Origin of the sequence: Sphingobium sp. TA15 (genome assembly GCF_037101235.1) — a bacterium.
GTDB lineage: Bacteria > Pseudomonadota > Alphaproteobacteria > Sphingomonadales > Sphingomonadaceae > Sphingobium > Sphingobium indicum.
In genome coordinates this window covers 1,752,695-1,768,875 of record NZ_AP025355.1, presented here as the reverse complement: position 1 = coordinate 1,768,875, position 16,181 = coordinate 1,752,695, and the positions used below count along the sequence as shown (strand labels likewise).

The following is a 16,181-nucleotide window of genomic DNA, read 5'->3' as shown; positions in this document are numbered from 1 at the left end:
GCTGTTCCCAATATGACACGATCCATGTTAGGAAACAGCCGCCATTGGCGGTAGGACGCCCATGGCTATTGCGCGGTCCAGCCGCCGTCGATGCTCATATTGGCGCCGGTGATGTTGGCGGCGGCATCGCTGCACAGATAGAGCGCCATGGACGCCACCTGCTCGACCGTCACGAACTGCTTGGTCGGCTGCCCGGCGAGCAGCACGTCGTTCATCACCTGCTCCCGCGTCATGCCGCGCGCCTTCATCGTGTCGGGAATCTGGTTTTCCACCAGCGGCGTCCAGACATAGCCCGGCGAGATGCAGTTCGCCGTGATGCCGAAGGTCGCCAGTTCCAGCGCCAGGGTCTTGGTGAAGCCCGCCAGCCCGTGCTTGGCCGTCACATAGGCGCTCTTATAGGGGGAGGCGGTCAGCGAATGCGCCGATGCCGTCTGGATGATGCGCCCCCATTTCTTGCGCTTCATATAGGGAATGGCGAGGCGGGAGGTGTGGAAGGCGCTGTTGAGGTTGAGCGCGATGATGAGGTTCCATTTGTCGACCGGAAACTCCTCGACCGGGGCGACATGCTGCATCCCGGCATTGTTGATGAGGATGTCGACGCCGCCGAAGGCGTCGGCCGCCTCCTGCATCATCGCCTCGATCTGGTCGGTCCTGGTCAGGTCGTGTCCGCTGTAGAGCGCCTTGGCCCCGCTCAGCGCCTCCAGCCCGGCGCGTTCCTTCTCGATCGCGTCCGCATCGCCGAAGCCGTTGATGACCACATTCGCGCCTTCCCCGGCCAGCGCCTTGGCATAGGCGAGGCCGATGCCGGAGGTCGATCCGGTGATGAGGGCGGTCTTTCCAGCGAAGTTCTGGCCGGACAGGGACTTGCTCATGCCTGCTTCTCCTTGAGATGGTCGGGCGCGTCGAGGTCGAAGGTGGAGCTTTTCCCGTTGACGATGTTGCGGGCGATGAGGTCGCCCTGGTGCATCACTTCCTCCACCGCGTCGCGGCCCTGCGACCAGTGATCCAGCATGGTTGAGCGGGAAAATTCGAAGTCCCGCGCCCCGCTTTCCCAGGCGCGGCTGCGGTAGATGAGGTGGACGATGTTGACCGACCCGACGTCCAGCAACTGGCGCAGCCGCTGCGCGTCGGCATCCTCCTGCAATTCGGGCGGCAGCTTGTCCAGCAGGGCGCGGATCGCCTTGTGCTCCTTGCGCAGCCGCAGATACTGGTCGGTCACCTGGCGGGTGCGGCTGGAATATTGAATGTCCTTGGTCCGGGAATAGACGTCGGTCATCTGCCGGGGCATCGGCCCTTCGGCGGGGAACAGGTCGACCTGGAACACCAGCATGTCGGCGCTCTGATGGTCCAGCACATGGGCGAGCGGCGTGTTGGACACGATGCCGCCGTCCCAATACCAGCGCCCGTCGATCTCGATCGGCGGCAGGCCGGGGGGCAGGGCGCCCGACGCCATGATGTGGCGCGCGTCGATCCGGGTGTTGCCGCCCCGGCCGCGCGTGTCCCAATAGGCGAAATTGCCGCTTTCCACGTCCACCGCGCCCACCGACAGGCGCACCGGCCCGTCGTTCAGCAGATCCCAGTCGACGCAGGCGTCCAGCGTGTCCTTGAGCGGCGCGCTGTCGTAGAAGCTGATCGCGCCCGGCGTCCCTTCCGGCATCAGCGTCGCGGGCCACAGGCGCGGGCGGAACATGCCCGGCACGCCGAAGGTGGCGACCGAACCCGCCGCCATCAGATGGGCGGCCTCCCGGATATGGTCGATTTCCGGCAGCACGACATTGGGCATGCCGCCCGACACGGTCAGCCAGAATTTCTTGAGCCGGGCGAGGCGCTTGTGCGGCGGATTGCCGGCGATGATGGCGGCGTTGACTGCGCCGATGGAGATGCCCGCGACCCAACTGACGTCGATTCCCAGCTCGTCCAGCCGTTGATAGACCCCCGCCTGGAAGGAGCCGAGCGCTCCGCCGCCCTGCAGCAACAGGGCGACTTCGCGGGGGAGGGGCAGCGGCATGTTGGCGCGGCGGCGCGGCTGGGATTCGGTATCGGCCATGTCGCACCGCAATATAGAATAGTCTTGTCGCATTCCAACTGAATGTCTCGTTACAATCTCGTCATGGGACAGCGCGCCCGCCGCAACCCGCAGGGCATCGGGACGTTTCCACCGGCGGCGGAATGGAATAGGCAGGGCGGGGAAAGAGAGGGACGAGATGCGGCTCGACGACGAACGGGAAAGCGCCAATTTCGAGATTCAGGACGGTCGCGGGGGGCCGGGTGGTGGGCTGGGCGCGGGGCTGGGCCTGTTGCTGCCGCTGATCGGCAGCCGGTTCGGCTGCGGCGGCATCGTGGTGGTGCTGATCATTCTTGCCGTCATGGGCGTCAATCCCCTGAGCCTGATGGGCGGCGGCGGCCAGATGCCGCAGGGCGGGCAGGTCAGTCGCGACGCTTCCCGGCTGAGCGACGTGCAGCACTGGTCCCTGAAGGTGCTGGGATCGACCGAGCGCGTCTGGGGGCCGCTGTTCCAGCAGGCCGGGCGGCAATATCAGCCGACGGTCCTGTCCTTCTATTCCCAAAGCGGCGTGTCGGGATGCGGCGCGGCGCAGAGCGCCATGGGCCCCTTTTACTGCCCCAATGACCGGAAAGTGTATCTCGACACCGACTTCTTCAACGAACTGCGCCAGCGCTTCGGCGCGCCCGGCGATTTCGCCCAGGCCTATGTGATCGCGCATGAGGTCGGCCATCATGTGCAGGATCTGGAGGGGACGTTGGGCGAGGTGAACCAGCGCCAGCGCGCCGTCAGCGAGGAACAGGGCAATGCGTTGCAGGTGCGGGTCGAATTGCAGGCGGACTGCTATGCGGGCGTCTGGGCCAAGCGCACCGGCCTGATGGAGCCGGGCGATCTGGAGGAGGGGATGAAGGCGGCGCAAGCCATAGGCGACGACACCCTGCAAAAGGCGGCCGGTCGCCGTCCCGTGCCGGAGAGCTTCACCCATGGCACCAGCGAGCAGCGAATGATCTGGCTGCGCAAGGGGCTGGACAGCGGCGACCCCGCGCAGTGCGATACGTTCAAGGGAATGTGAGGCCCGGCCTTATCGGGACGTCTCGTCCGACGACTGCGCGTCCTCGACCGGCGTCACGTTCGATGCCGGCGCGGCGGGCAGCCCGGCGCCTGGAGCGAGGAAGGGCTTTCCCGCCTCTGGCATGGGCTGGCCGAAGTCGGCGGCGCCCGGCATTGGGGCCGGCGGCGGGGAGGGCATGGCCCCGGCGGGCATCACCACAGGCGCTGGAGCCGGGGCGACGGCGGCCGTCGGCACGGCATGGCTGGCGCGGGGCGCGAAGCTCTGCACCGTCAATACGATGACCGGAGCGGCGATCAGGGTCACGGCGGCGAAGGCCTTGTAGATCATGGGGCGCGTCCATTCATGATCGCGCCATCATAGGTGCTGATGGTAAATAAATGCTGTGGGCCGCCGTGGAATGGCGGACGGTCAGATCGCGGGATTCTCCCCACGGCGCGCCTTGCTCCTGGGGAGGCGCTCGAGCGAGACAGGTGGCTCATGAGAGCCTGGGCGGAGGGGGCATATTCGAATGTCGGGAAGGGGCCAGTTGCGGTCATTAGTTTCCCGTCACCCCGGACTTGATCCGGGGTCCCGCTGCCTTGGGCTGGGCGCGGACTCAGAAAGAAAGCGGGACCCCGGGTCGAGCCCGGGGTGACGAAAGGGGGAATGGCGGGAATTCACCCAAATCGGTCAGTCTCCGGTACCTGTCCACGTCGCCTAACACCTTTGCCCCTTGCACCTGTCCCGATGCGCCGGTGCGCTCGCCGCTACGGGCTTTATCACCAATGCCTGCCCGCCAAGTCCCTAAAACAGGGAGGAAAAGAGCATCGCCGCCAGCATATCCTGTTCCGCTTTGCCCGTCGGCGAAGCCCGTCCGTCAACCGCCTATCGGCGCGACATAGACGGGCTGCGCGCCCTGGCGGTGCTGCCGGTGCTGTTTTACCATGTCGACCTCTGGCCCTTTTCCGGCGGCTTCGTCGGCGTCGACATCTTCTTCGTCATCTCCGGCTATCTGATCGCCTCGATCATCGGCCGGGAACTGGCGGAGGGCCGGTTCAGCATCGCCGATTTCTATGCTCGGCGCATCCGCCGGATATTCCCCGCGCTGTTTGCGACCATCGCCGTCACCATCATCGTCGGCAGCCGCATCCTGCTGCCGCTGGACTATCGCGCGCTTGGCCTGAGCGCGGCGGCGACGGTGCTGTTCGCCAGCAACCTCCATTTCGCGCGGCACAGCGGCTATTTCGGCAGCGCGGCGGAGGAAGCGCCGTTGCTGCACACATGGTCGCTGGCGGTGGAGGAGCAATTCTACATCCTCTTCCCGCTGCTGATGCTCTGCGCCGTCCGGGCGGGAGGGCGGACAAGGCTCCTGCTGGGGGCGGTGGCGCTCCTGTCCTTCGGCACGGCGCTGCTGCTGGTCGACCGGGCGCCGGTGCTGGCCTTCTACCTTCCCTTTCCCCGGGCCTGGGAGCTGCTAGCGGGCGCGTTGCTGGCGACCGGGCTGTTGCCGCCGCTGCGGAGCCGATGGGCGGCGCAGATCTGCGCGCTGGCCGGCCTGGCGTCGATCGGCTGGGCGCTGTTCGGCTTTTCCGGCGCGACCGTCTTTCCCGGCCTGAACGCGCTTTACCCGGTGCTGGGCGCGATGCTGATCCTGCATGCGGGGCAAGGCGGGTCGGCGGTCAGCCGAATGCTGGCCGGCGCGGTCCCGGTGGCGGTCGGCCGCATCTCCTATTCGCTCTATCTGTGGCACTGGCCGCTGGTCGTCTTCTGGACCTATCGCACGGACGGCGACTGGCGGTTGCGGGAGCAACTGTTCATCATCCTGCTCTCGCTCCTCCTCGCCGCTCTCTCCTGGCGCTTCATCGAGGAGCCGTTCCGCAGGGCGCGCCGCTTCACGACCGGCCGCGCCTTTGCCCTCGCCGGCGCGATGATGGCGGCGGGGTGCGGGGCGGGCGCGCTGCTCTATCTGTCCGGCGGCCTGCCCGCGCGGGTGGCGCCCTCCGTCGCGGCGCTCGATGCGGCGAGCGGGAGCATGGCCTATCTGCCGGAGCGTTGTTCGGGCATGGCGGCGGTGCGGCACCGGGCGCTGTGCGCGGTGGGCGCGCATAACGGCACGCCGCCCAGCTTCCTGTTGTGGGGCGATTCCCACGCCCATGCGCTGAAACCCGCGTTCGACCAGGCGGGCGATGCGCTGGGCCTGTCCGGCCGGATAGCATCCTATCCCGCCTGTCCCACCCTGCTGGGGCTGGACCGGCTGGACCAGCCCGCCAGCCATGACTGCAGCGCCTTTAACGCCCAGGTGCTGGCGATGCTGCGCGACAGCCCGACCATCCACACCGTCTTCCTGGTGTCCCGCTGGGGCCTGTGCGCCAATGGGCGCCGTCCCGAAGGCGGGACGCCCTGCTATCTGGGCCGGGACGCGGATGACGACAGGAGCCTCAGCCGCGACGCCCTGCTGTTCCGCGCCGGGTTGAGGGAGAGCGTGCGGGCGCTGACCGGCATGGGCAAGCGGGTCATATTGGTCGCGCCCATTCCCGAATTCCGCCGCAACGTGCCGGAAAGCCTGGCGCGGGCGGAACTCTACAGCGAACCGGCGCGACTGGACCTGTCGCTGGCGGATTACCTCCGGCGGCAGCGCGGCGTGTTCGGCGCCTTCGACGAGATGCGGCGGCGTTTCGCGGCGGGCATCGTCTATCCGCACCGCCTTCTTTGCCGCAGCGGCCATTGCGCGACCATGATGCATGGCGTGCCGCTTTATTCGGACGACGACCATCTGTCGCGGCAGGGCAGCCTGCTGCTGAGCGGCATGGTCTATCAGGCCATGCGGCCGATCCGGGATCGCGCCGATCACCAGGAAAAGCGCTGAACTGAAAGGGGAGATGGCGACCCCGACAGGATTCGAACCTGTGACCATTCGCTTAGAAGGCGAATGCTCTATCCAGCTGAGCTACGGGGCCGTCGGCGCGTTCGATAGCTGGGCTTCGCCCAGCTTGCAATCATGGGCGGCATTGCATTTGCGCGTCGGCCCGATATGCAGGGGCGCATGAACGATGCGGGGGTCAGGAAAATCGATGCCTATGCGCTGGGCGGGCGGCCCTTGCGCTATTTCGATTTCTGCATGGCGGGCTTCGTCGCGATCCTGCTGCTGTCCAACCTGATCGGCGCGGCGAAGCTCTCGACGCTGGGCGGCTTCACCTTTGGCGCCGGCATCCTCTTCTTTCCGCTGGGCTATGTGCTGGGCGACGTGCTGACCGAAGTCTATGGCTATGCGCGGGCGCGGCGTTGCGTCTGGGCCGGCTTTGGCGCGATGCTGTTCATGGCGCTGATGAGCTGGGTGGTGGTGAAGCTGCCCCCGGCGGAGGGCTGGCCGGACCAGAAGGCCTATGAGGCGGTGTTCGGCAGCACATGGCGCATCGTCTTCGCCTCCGTCGCCGCCTTCTGGGCGGGGGAGTTCGCCAACAGCTTCGTCCTCGCCAAGATGAAGCTGCTGACGCAGGGCAGGCATTTATGGATGCGCACCATCGGTTCCACCGTGGTGGGGCAGGGGGTGGACAGCCTGCTTTTCTATCCGCTCGCCTTCTACGGCGACTGGACCAGCGCGCAGGTGGCGACGGTGATGGTCACCAACTGGCTGATGAAGGTCACCTGGGAAGCGGTGCTGACGCCCGTCACCTATGTGGTGGTCGGCCGCCTCAAGCGCGCCGAGGGGCTGGACGTGTTCGACGAGGGCACGAATTTCACGCCGTTCCGGACGAGCCTTTAACCCAGCACTCCCGCCCGCGCGCGCGTCTCACGCGTTGGGATAATGCGCGCTCACGAAATACAGCCCGTCCGGCGGCGCGTTCAGCCCCAGGGCCGCCCGGTCCTTCGCATCCCGCGCCGCTTCCAGATCGCCGACGGACCAGCGCCCCATGCCCACCATGACGAGGCATCCCACCATCGACCGCACCTGATGGTGCAGGAAGGACCGCGCCTCCGCATGGATGGCAAGCCGGTCGCCCGCACGCTCCACGTCCAGCCGGTCGAGCGTCTTCACCGGGCTTTCCGCCTGGCAATGGACCGAGCGGAAGGTCGTGAAGTCGTGCCGACCGACCAGCAGTTGCGCGGCCCGCTGCATCGCCTCCGCGTCCAGCGGCTGGATCACCCGCCAGGCCAGTCCGCTTTCCCAGGTCAGCGGGGCGCGGCGGTTGACGATGCGATAGACATAGGAGCGGCCGGTGCAGGAGAAGCGCGCATGCCAGTCGTCCGGCACGGTCTCGCAAGCGAGGATCGCGACCGGCGCCGGCCGAAGGCGCGCATTCAGCGCCTCCATCAGGCGGAACGGCGTCATGTCCTTCGCAATGTCGGCATGGGCGCGCATGCCAAGGCCGTGGACGCCGGCATCGGTGCGGCCCGCCGCATGCACGGCGACCCGTTCGCCGGTGACGGAGAAGATGGCGTCCTCCATCGCCTGCTGCACGCTCGGCCCATGGGCCTGCCGCTGCCAGCCCATGAAGGGGCGGCCATCGAATTCGACGGTGAAGGCGAAACGGGCCATGGGTTCAGGCGTCGACCCGGCTGCCCGCCGGCATCTCATAGCCGCGCAGCAATTCGCCCGCCGACATGGCGCCCTTGCCGGCGCGCTGGATCAGCGTCGGGCGGATGCTGCCATGGCCGCAGCCGATCAGCAGGCTGTTGTCGAGCAATTCGCCCGCCGGGCCTTCATCCCCCTCGACATGGGCGGCAAGGATGCGGAAGCGCTCGCCGCGATATTCGAAGAAGGCGCCGGGCACCGGGTTGAAGGCGCGCACCTGCCGTTCGACCTGATGCGCGTCGCGGCCGAAATCGATCCGCGATTCCGCTTTTTCGATCTTGGAGGCATAGGTGACGCCTTCCTCCGGCTGGGCGACGGGGGGATGGAGGGCGATGTCGTCCAGCACCTCGACCATCAGTTCCGCGCCCGCATCGGCCAGTTCCCGCGTCAATGCCCCGGCAGTCTTGTCCTCTATGGGCGTCACATGCTTGGCGCGCATCGGGCCGGTGTCCAGCCCTGCCTCCATGTCCATGATGGTGACGCCCGTGACATTGTCGCCGGCGAGGATGGCGCGCTGGATCGGCGCAGCGCCGCGCCAGCGGGGCAGGAGGGAGGCGTGGATGTTCATGCAGCCCAGGCGCGGCGCATACAGGATCGGGCGGGGCAGGATCAGCCCATAGGCGGCGACCACCGCGACATCGGCGTTCAGCGCGGCGAAGGCGGCCTGCACGTCCGCATCCTTCAGCGAAACCGGCGTGCGCACCTCTATGCCCATCTCTTCCGCCTTCGCATGCACGGGGGAGGGGCGCAGCGCCTTGCCGCGTCCGGCGGGGCGAGGCGGCTGGCTGTAGGCGGCGACGATCCCATGCCCCGCCTTGGCCAGCGCGACCAGGGCCGGAACGGCGAAATCGGGGGTTCCCATATAGACGATACGCATGGCGGGCCTTTTGTTGGGTCTCGGCGCCGGCCCGCTCCCTCACCCGGCCACCCAAATGATATTGCCGTTGGGTGGCCGGGTGGGGGAGCGGGCCCGTGCCGCCTCCGAAAAGCGCTGAGAGACGCATTTTCAAAGACGCTCCTCAAACCCCTTGTGTCCACGACTTGCAAGCCCTTATTCCGGTTCCATGGCTTCTCCAGAGATCGAAGAGCTGACGCAGGCGCTGTCCCGCCTGCCCGGCCTTGGCCCGCGTTCGGCGCGGCGCGCCGTGCTGCACCTGCTCAAGAAGCGGGAATCCGCGCTGGAGCCGCTGCTGCGCGCCCTGGACGCGGTGAACGAGCGGCTGGTGACGTGCAGCCTGTGCGGCAATGTCGACACCGTCGATCCCTGCGGCATCTGCGCCGATCCGCGCCGGGATGCGCGGGCGCTCTGCGTCGTGGAGGATGTGGCGGACCTCTGGGCGCTCGACAAGTCGCGGCTGTTTCCGGGCCGCTTCCATGTGCTGGGCGGCCGGCTGTCGGCGCTGGAGGGCGTGCGGCCGGAGGATCTGTCCATCGATGCGCTGGTGGCGCGGGTGGAGGCGGGCGGCATAGACGAGGTGGTGCTGGCGATGAACGCGACGCTGGAGGGACAGACCACCGCCCATTATCTGGCCGAACGGCTGGAGCGCTTTCCCGTGCGCCTGACGCAACTGGCGCATGGCGTGCCCGTTGGCGGCGAACTGGACTATCTGGACGAGGGCACGTTGGCGCAGGCGCTTCGGGCGCGGCGGCCGCTGGGGTGACTGTGGCGGTCGCTTGAAATTTTCCGGCCGCCCGATTATTTTGACGCCATGGCCATTCTTCCCATCCTGGAGGCGCCCGATCCGCGCCTGCGCACCATCTCGTCTCCGGTGGAGGCGATCGATGACGATTTGCAGCGCCTGATCGACGACATGTTCGAAACCATGTACGACGCGCCGGGCATCGGTCTGGCCGCGATCCAGGTGGGCGTGCCCAAGCGGGTGCTGGTGATCGACCTGCAGGAACCCGAATCCGACGAGGAAGGCGCGCCGCCGGTCAAGAAACCGATGGTGTTCATCAATCCGGAAATTCTGGATGGGTCGGAGGATCTGTCGGTCTATAATGAAGGCTGCCTGTCCGTCCCCGACCAGTTCGCGGAAGTGGAGCGGCCGGCGAGCATCCGGGCAAGCTGGATGGACAGGGACGGACGCATCCATGAGGAGCGGCTGGAAGGGCTGCTGGCCACCTGTCTCCAGCATGAGATGGACCATCTGCAGGGCGTGCTGTTCATCGACCATCTGTCCCGGTTGAAGCGGGACATGCTGATGAAGAAGCTGACCAAGGCGCGCAAGGCGGCCTGAACCGGGCGGCAGAGATGAAAAGAAATGCCCCGGCCGTCGCCGGGGCATTTCTTTTTCGGGCCGGAGGCTGAGGGCGAGCGCGGCCAGCTTCCGGCCTGGCCGCCGGGAATCGCCGCTGATGTCGTGCTGGCCAACCCCCTGAACCCCTACCGTCTGCGGGAGGGGGGATGGCTGGATTCATCCAAAAGGGGTCATTCGATCAGCGCGCTGGCGTCCATGTCTGGGTCTTGCAGAACATCATGATGCAGCCCTGCACCTTCAACGTGCCGTCGCTGTTGCGGCTGACCTTGCTGTTATAGGTCTTGCCGCTTTCGGGGTCGTAGATCGACCCTTTCCACAGATCGCCCGCATCGGCAAAGCCGGTGAGCAGCGCCAGCCCGGTGAGCGGCTTGCCGCGCTGGGCCGGATCGGGGTTCTTGATGTCGGTCGGGGGGCGGCCGGGGGTGGGCTTCACGATCTTCTCTATCCGCCCGCAGAGCGTCTTGCCGCAAGGGGCGATCTGGACGATGGCCTTGCCGTCGACCGTGGCCCAGCGGCCGGTGATGGGCTGCGCGGCCTGCGCGGGCAGGGCGGCGAGCAGGGGCGGGATGAGCAGCGCGGCGCGGGCGGCGATGCGGGTGAAGGCGACCATGGACCTCTCCGGATTTGCGTCTTTGCAAAAGGGGATAGGGCAGGATCGGCCGCTTCGCCAAGGCGGAAAATCAGCGGCCTTCAGGGGCGCAGCAGGGGACGCTACGGCAGCGCCCCTTGCCGCGTCCTCCAGAATTTAGAAGGCCTGGCTGATCGAGCAGGCGGCCGGACCCAGAATGACGACGAAGAGGGTCGGCAGGATGAAGAGAATCAGCGGCACGGTCATGATCGCGGGCAGGCGCGCGGCCTTTTCCTCGGCGCGCATCATGCGTTCGTGGCGGAACTCGGCGGACAGGACGCGCAGGGCCGAAGCCAGCGGCGTGCCGTATTTTTCCGTCTGGATCATGGTCGTGACCACGCCCTTGATCGCGTCCAGCTTGACGCGGGTGGCCAGATTCTCGAACGCCATGCGCCGCTCGGTAAGGAAGCTGAGTTCGATGGCGGTCAGGTGGAATTCGTCGCCCAGTTCCGGATAGGCCTTGCCGAGTTCGCGGGCGACGCGGCTGAAGGCGGCGTCGACGGTCAACCCGGCCTCTGCGCAGATCACCAGCAGGTCGAGCGCGTCGGGCAGCCCCTTGCGGATCGCGGCGGAACGCTTCTGAATCTTGTTGTCGATGAAGATGTCGGGCGCCTTGTAGGACAGCAGCAACGCGCCGGCGAACGCCATGAAGCGCTTGGCGCCGCCCCATTCCGGGTAGATGCCCACGGCATAGAGCAGCAGCGCCGCCATGCCGCCGATGACGATGGGCAGGATCAGCCGGCCGAAGATCACTGCGACCGCCCAGTCCTTCGAACGGATGCCCGCCTGCGCCAGCTTGATCTGCGCTTCCTTGAGTTGATCGTCCTGCAGAACCTTCAGATTGGAAAGAAACGACCGCATCTGGTCGGTCGCCTGGTTCTTCTTCACCAGCTTGGCGCGGCGGCGGGCGGTGGAGGCGGTGATGCCCGCCTTCAACTGCTCGCGTCGTTCGTTCAGCGCCTTGACGCGCTTGGCCATCGGATCGCGCACGGTCATGACCGCATAGAGGGCGAACAGCGTCGCAAGCGTCGCCAGGGCGGCGAGCAGCGTGCCGAAATCCGTGGCGGTCAGGCCGAAAAGGGTGCCGGCGGGGACGGGTGTGCTTTCCATCTTGTCGGCTTCCTCAAATCTCGAAGTTGATCATCTGCGCCATGATGAAGGCGCCGATGCTCATCCAGCACATGCCGCCTATGCCGATCACCTGCATGGTCGAAAGGCCGAACAACCCCGCCGGATCGGGCGTGAAGAAGGGCGACATGTAATCATAGTTGATGTAGCAGATCAGGCCGAAGACCGTGAACGGCAGCACGCCGATGATATAGGCCGACGCCTTGGATTCGGAGGACATGGCGCGGATCTTGAGCTTCATCTGGGCGCGCTGGCGCAGCACGGTGGCAAGGTTGGACAGGGTTTCCGCCAGGTTGCCGCCGGTTTCCCGCTGGATCGCCAGGCTGATCACGAAGAACTGGAATTCGGGCGTGCCCAGCCGGTCGGCGGTTTCCTGCAACGCCTGGTCCATCGTCTTGCCGATCTTGATGCGTTCGGTGATCAGCTTGAATTCCTCCCCCACCGGACCGGGAACCTCGTTCGACACGACGTTCAGCGTCTCTGCGATGGGAAGGCCGGAGCGCAGGCCGCGGGTCAGCAGTTCCAGCGCGTCGGGGAATTTGGCATTGAATTTCAGCACGCGGCCCTTGATCAGACGGCTGACCCACATATGCGGCAGGCCCAGGCCCGCGGCCAGGCCCAGCATCACCGCGAACAGCGGCGGGAATCCGCGCAGCATCAGCAGGGCGCACAGAGCCAAGAATATAACCGCGCAGGCCGTCATATACTGGCTGACCGTCCATTTCTTGCCGGTCATGCGGATGCGCTTGGCAAGGTTTTCCGGGTTGGGCACCAGCGACACCAGCATCGACGCTTCATTGCCGGCGGGGCGGTTCGAAATCGCCTTGCGCATGCGCGCTTCCAATATGGCGTCGGTGGAATCGCTGTGCCGGCCGCGGATCAGTTCCATGCGGCGCTTCTGCGCCTTTTCGGGCGACGGGCCGCTGAAGGCCATGACGACCAGGCCCAGCATGGTTGCGAGCAGCACCGCCATCAGGATGATATTGCCGTTCATGTGCCTGCCCGTTCCCCGTCCGGTTCCATCAAAGCGGACGCGCCGCCCTCGGCGGCACGCCCCGTCCTGTTCAGGCCGAAGCCTTGTCCTTGCGGCGCGAAGGGATCATGCTCTTGAGATCGCTGATCTTGCCCAGCAGGGAATCGCCCTTCTTCGACGCGGTCGGGCGACCTTCATCGGCCTCCGCATCCTCCGCCGCGCCCACCACCGCATCCATCAGGGTGTTGCAGGCGGCGCCGACCTTGCTGCCCTTGGCCGTTTCCGCCAGAGTCTTGCCCAGTTTCGCCGCCTGCGAAGCGACCTTGAGGTCGAAGGGGATCAGCACGTCGACCTTGCGCTCGATCGACTGTTCGAAATCCTTGCGGCTGATTTCCGGGGCGCCGGGATGGACGCGGTTGGCGACCACCAGCACGCGCGATTGCGGGGCATTGGTCTTGAGCCAGGACAGGATGCGGATCGAATCCCGCGCCGCCGCCAGGGTCAGTTCGGTGACCACGACGGTGACGTTCACGTCGCTCATCAGGTGCGGATGCTGGATCAGCATGGCGCGCGGCAGGTCGATGACGCTGCATTCGAAGGCGGCGCGGAACTCCTCCAGCAACTGGTAGAAGGCGCCGCCGTCGGTCAGCAACGGCTGGCTGATCGGCGCTTCGGCCGACAATATGGCCAGCGTGTCGCTTGCGCGCACCATGGCGCGTTCGATGAACAGCCCGTCGATGCGGCTGGGATTTTCGATGGCGTCGGTCAGGCCGCGGCCCGGCTCCAGGTCCATCGCCAGCGCATTGGTGCCGAAATGGACGTCCAGGTCCAGCAGGGCGGTCGGGCGCTTCTGCTTGTCGCTGAGCAGCCAGGCGAGCGAGGTGGCGATGCTGGACGCGCCCACGCCGCCGCGCGTGCCGATCACCGCCGCCGTCATATGCGGACGTTCGGGGCCGGCGTCGCGGGGCGCGAAGAACACCGCCTGCGCCTGGGCCAGCGCATCGCGCAACTGGTCGGCGCCGAAGGGTTTGAGCAGATAGTCCTGGATGCCGCTGGCCAGCAGGTCGCGATAGAGGCGCACGTCATTGACCTGGCCCGCCGCAATGACGACGGTGCCGGGTTCGCACACTTCGGCCAGGCTGTTGATGTCATTCAGCGGATCGCCGCTTTCCGACATGTCGATGAACAGGATCTGGGGCGAGGCGGTGATCGACAGGGACTGCACGGCGTTGCGCATGCCGCCCTTGTTCACCTTTTCCGGCGCCCAGCCCATTTCCGCCGCGACGACGCGCAGCAGGTCGAAACTGTGATCGTCGCAGACGAAGGCATGGAAGGGGTCACGCTGGCCGGATGCGCCGGGTTTCCAGGGTGCGTTCATGTCAATTGCCTCCCGACAGGGTCTTAAGGTCGCCGGAGCCGGTCGGCGCCTTTTCGCGATAGGTCGAAATCGCCCGGTTGGACGTGGCGGTGCGCAGGTCGCTGTCGGTGGTCTGGCCGCGCACCAGATCCTCCGGATTGGCGATCATCGCCGCCAGATTGCCGTTCACGCCGCAGCCGAAATTGGTCGACGTGCCCAATTGCTGGTCGGTTTCCGGCTTGTCGGACCAGTCGGGGCAGCCGGGCACGCTGGCGATGGCGCGGCGCACGATCAGGCGGACGGCCCCTTGCGGCGCGGCGCCGGCGACGGCGGTGCCGTCTTCGCCCACCAGCATGCCGTGGCGCGCCACCACATCGGCTATGCCTTCGCGCAGGGCCGGGCTGTAATAGCCCGCGTCCGTCGCGATGGCGACCTGGTCGCCATAGCCAAGGCCGATGGAAACAAACCAGTCGTCCAGCCGGCGGGCCTCCGATGCGGTGAGGCCGCCATCGGGGCCTGCCTGCACGTCGTAGGTGAAGGCAGCGTTGCTGACGACCGGCTGATGGACCGACTGCACGCCGCGATTGGCGGCCTGGTCGGTCTGGCAGGCGGAGAGCGGCAGCGCCATCAGCGCGAGGGTGCCGAGGCGGACGCCAAAGAGCAAGAGGGTCTTGCGAGACTGGAAAGTCATGTCTTTCGTCCTTCGGATCAGAAGCTGAAGCCCGGCGCGGCGTCCTTCGAACGCTTGCCGATGTCACGGGAGGCGACGGGCGGCAGAGCGGCCGATGCCTGCGGGCCGGGCGTGGGCGCCGGGGCGCCGGGCGCGCGGCTCGGCATCGGCGCGTGCGCGCCGCTGATGCCGTCATGGCCCTGTTGCAGGAACAGGCCCTGGCCCTCATTGGCGTTGCGGAAGCCGTCGGTCGGCAGGCGCACGTCGGATGCGTTCATCGGCTTCACCAGATAGGGGGTGACGACGATGACCAGTTCCGTCTCATGACGCTGGAAGTTGCGCGACTTGAAGAGGCTGCCCAGGATCGGCAGGTTGCCGATGCCCGGAACCTTGCTGATGCTGTTCGCGGTGTCGTTGTTGAGCAGGCCGGCGATCATGAACGCCTGGCCGGAACCCAGTTCCACCGTGGTTTCGGCCGTGCGGCTCCTGAGAGCGGGCACGCTGGAGTCGACGGAGAAGTCGAGGCTCGACACCGTCGGGCGGACGCGCAGCGAAATGCGGCCATCGGCCAGCACGGTCGGGGTGAAGGCCAGTTGCACGCCATATTGCTTGAATTCGATGCTGTTGCCCTGCGTGCCGTTGCTGACCGTGTAGGGATATTCGCCGCCCGCCAGGAAGCTGGCGGTTTCGCCGGACAGCGAGGTCAGGTTGGGCTGGGCGAGGGTGGTGGCAAGGCCGCTCGATTCCGCCAGGTCCAGCACCGCGCCGATGTCGAGGCCCAGCACGCGTGCCACGCCGCCAAGGCTGTAACCGCCGTCCGCTGTGAAGTTGAACGTTCCCCCGCCGCCGCTGTTGAAGGTGATGGCGTCCCGGGTGCCGCCGCCGATGCCGCCGGCCCATTTGCCGCCGGTCAGATCCTGCGATTTCCAGTTCATGCCGATCTTGTGCCCGACATCGCGGGACACTTCAGCAATCTTGACCTGCAGGTTGACCTGAAGCGGCGTCGCGGTGCGCAGGCGGCTGACCACGGTCACTTCCTTGCCGACGAAGGCCTGGGTCAGCCTTTCGGCCTCCGCCGCGTCTTCCGGCGCGGCGATGGTGCCGGTCAGCAGGACCATGCCGTTCATCTTGTTGACCGCGATGTCCGCGTTCGGCATCGCCAGCTTCAGCATGTCGTCGATGCTGGTCAGGTTGTTGCCGACGCGCACCGTGCCGGAAAACAGCACCTTGCCGTTGGTCGCCGTCGCGAAGACGGTGGTTTCCCCGGCCTTCTTCGCGATCAGGTAAAGCTGGTTCTGCGACCGGACATGGACGTCGACCACGTCCGGATCGCCGATCACCACGTCCGACATCTTGGCGGGCAGGTTGATGACCTTGCTGCCGCCCACGGAGAGCAGGATCGCATTGTCCTGCATGGAGGCGGGCGCGGCGTTGAGCGCGCTCGTCGGAGCGGCAGCCACGGCGACCGCCAGGCCGAGCGCGATGGCCGGGCCGAGCAGCGGCTTGGCCGCCGCTGTGTGAACTGTAAACCCCTTCAT

The 16,181-nt window shown here is 66.7% G+C and carries 16 protein-coding genes and 1 tRNA gene; 5 read left to right on the top strand and 12 right to left on the bottom strand.

Going from position 1 to position 16,181, the window contains the following annotated elements:
- Nucleotides 1-65: 65 nt before the first annotated feature.
- Both Sj15T_RS08780 and Sj15T_RS08775 read right to left on the bottom strand, forming a co-directional pair.
- Nucleotides 66-872 carry a 3-hydroxybutyrate dehydrogenase gene (locus Sj15T_RS08780; RefSeq protein ID WP_007684237.1) on the bottom strand — a complete coding sequence of 269 codons (807 nt, stop codon included), beginning with the start codon at nucleotides 870-872 and terminating at the stop codon, nucleotides 66-68.
- Nucleotides 869-2,047, bottom strand: coding sequence for a DUF3734 domain-containing protein (locus Sj15T_RS08775; RefSeq protein WP_007684238.1), 1,179 nt, complete (start codon nucleotides 2,045-2,047; stop codon nucleotides 869-871). Before Sj15T_RS08775 ends, Sj15T_RS08780 begins: the two co-directional genes overlap by 4 nt.
- A 157-nt stretch (nucleotides 2,048-2,204) precedes the next feature.
- Between Sj15T_RS08775 and Sj15T_RS08770 the strand changes: the two genes are divergently transcribed.
- A complete protein-coding gene (locus Sj15T_RS08770) occupies nucleotides 2,205-3,074 on the top strand; it encodes a neutral zinc metallopeptidase (RefSeq protein WP_013040668.1) in 870 nt (289 codons plus the stop codon).
- 9 nt (nucleotides 3,075-3,083) lie between these two features.
- Here Sj15T_RS08770 and Sj15T_RS08765 read toward each other — a convergent pair whose 3' ends face one another.
- Nucleotides 3,084-3,401: a hypothetical protein gene (locus tag Sj15T_RS08765; protein WP_013040667.1), complete on the bottom strand. Its 318-nt coding sequence runs from the start codon at nucleotides 3,399-3,401 to the stop codon at nucleotides 3,084-3,086.
- 505 nt (nucleotides 3,402-3,906) lie between these two features.
- Between Sj15T_RS08765 and Sj15T_RS08760 the strand changes: the two genes are divergently transcribed.
- Entirely contained in the window at nucleotides 3,907-5,919 is a 2,013-nt protein-coding gene (locus Sj15T_RS08760; protein WP_013040665.1) for an acyltransferase family protein, read from the top strand.
- A gap of 14 nt (nucleotides 5,920-5,933) precedes the next feature.
- Here the strand turns inward: Sj15T_RS08760 and Sj15T_RS08755 are convergent.
- Nucleotides 5,934-6,010, bottom strand: a tRNA-Arg gene (locus Sj15T_RS08755).
- 86 nt (nucleotides 6,011-6,096) lie between these two features.
- Between Sj15T_RS08755 and Sj15T_RS08750 the strand changes: the two genes are divergently transcribed.
- A complete protein-coding gene (locus Sj15T_RS08750) occupies nucleotides 6,097-6,816 on the top strand; it encodes a queuosine precursor transporter (protein ID WP_041386488.1) in 720 nt (239 codons plus the stop codon).
- A 27-nt stretch (nucleotides 6,817-6,843) separates the two neighbouring features.
- Here the strand turns inward: Sj15T_RS08750 and truA are convergent, their stop codons facing one another.
- Nucleotides 6,844-7,590 carry a tRNA pseudouridine(38-40) synthase TruA gene (gene truA, locus Sj15T_RS08745; RefSeq protein WP_013040663.1) on the bottom strand — a complete coding sequence of 249 codons (747 nt, stop codon included), beginning with the start codon at nucleotides 7,588-7,590 and terminating at the stop codon, nucleotides 6,844-6,846.
- A gap of 4 nt (nucleotides 7,591-7,594) precedes the next feature.
- A complete protein-coding gene (gene fmt, locus Sj15T_RS08740; protein WP_013040662.1) occupies nucleotides 7,595-8,503 on the bottom strand; it encodes a methionyl-tRNA formyltransferase in 909 nt (302 codons plus the stop codon).
- Nucleotides 8,504-8,690: 187 nt separating this feature from the next.
- On the opposite strand from fmt, the gene recR reads away from it, so the two are divergent.
- Nucleotides 8,691-9,287: a recombination mediator RecR gene (gene recR, locus Sj15T_RS08735; RefSeq protein WP_013040661.1), complete on the top strand. Its 597-nt coding sequence runs from the start codon at nucleotides 8,691-8,693 to the stop codon at nucleotides 9,285-9,287.
- A 48-nt stretch (nucleotides 9,288-9,335) separates the two neighbouring features.
- Complete coding sequence (def, locus tag Sj15T_RS08730) at nucleotides 9,336-9,866, top strand: peptide deformylase (protein WP_007684250.1); 531 nt, start codon at nucleotides 9,336-9,338, stop codon at nucleotides 9,864-9,866.
- Nucleotides 9,867-10,065: 199 nt separating this feature from the next.
- Here the strand turns inward: def and Sj15T_RS08725 are convergent, their stop codons facing one another.
- The 6 genes from Sj15T_RS08725 to Sj15T_RS08700 all read right to left on the bottom strand — a co-directional run bounded on the left by Sj15T_RS08725 (nucleotide 10,066) and on the right by Sj15T_RS08700 (nucleotide 16,181).
- Nucleotides 10,066-10,497: a DUF2147 domain-containing protein gene (locus Sj15T_RS08725; RefSeq protein ID WP_013040660.1), complete on the bottom strand. Its 432-nt coding sequence runs from the start codon at nucleotides 10,495-10,497 to the stop codon at nucleotides 10,066-10,068.
- Nucleotides 10,498-10,632: 135 nt separating this feature from the next.
- Nucleotides 10,633-11,625 carry a type II secretion system F family protein gene (locus Sj15T_RS08720; RefSeq protein ID WP_007684254.1) on the bottom strand — a complete coding sequence of 331 codons (993 nt, stop codon included), beginning with the start codon at nucleotides 11,623-11,625 and terminating at the stop codon, nucleotides 10,633-10,635.
- A gap of 13 nt (nucleotides 11,626-11,638) precedes the next feature.
- Complete coding sequence (locus Sj15T_RS08715) at nucleotides 11,639-12,637, bottom strand: type II secretion system F family protein (protein WP_007684256.1); 999 nt, start codon at nucleotides 12,635-12,637, stop codon at nucleotides 11,639-11,641.
- A gap of 70 nt (nucleotides 12,638-12,707) precedes the next feature.
- Entirely contained in the window at nucleotides 12,708-13,994 is a 1,287-nt protein-coding gene (locus Sj15T_RS08710; RefSeq protein WP_007684258.1) for a pilus assembly protein CpaE, read from the bottom strand.
- Nucleotide 13,995: 1 nt separating this feature from the next.
- Nucleotides 13,996-14,664, bottom strand: a complete 669-nt coding sequence (locus Sj15T_RS08705) for a CpaD family pilus assembly protein (RefSeq protein ID WP_013040659.1) — start codon at nucleotides 14,662-14,664, stop codon at nucleotides 13,996-13,998.
- 17 nt (nucleotides 14,665-14,681) lie between these two features.
- Nucleotides 14,682-16,181, bottom strand: a complete 1,500-nt coding sequence (locus Sj15T_RS08700) for a type II and III secretion system protein family protein (protein ID WP_013040658.1) — start codon at nucleotides 16,179-16,181, stop codon at nucleotides 14,682-14,684.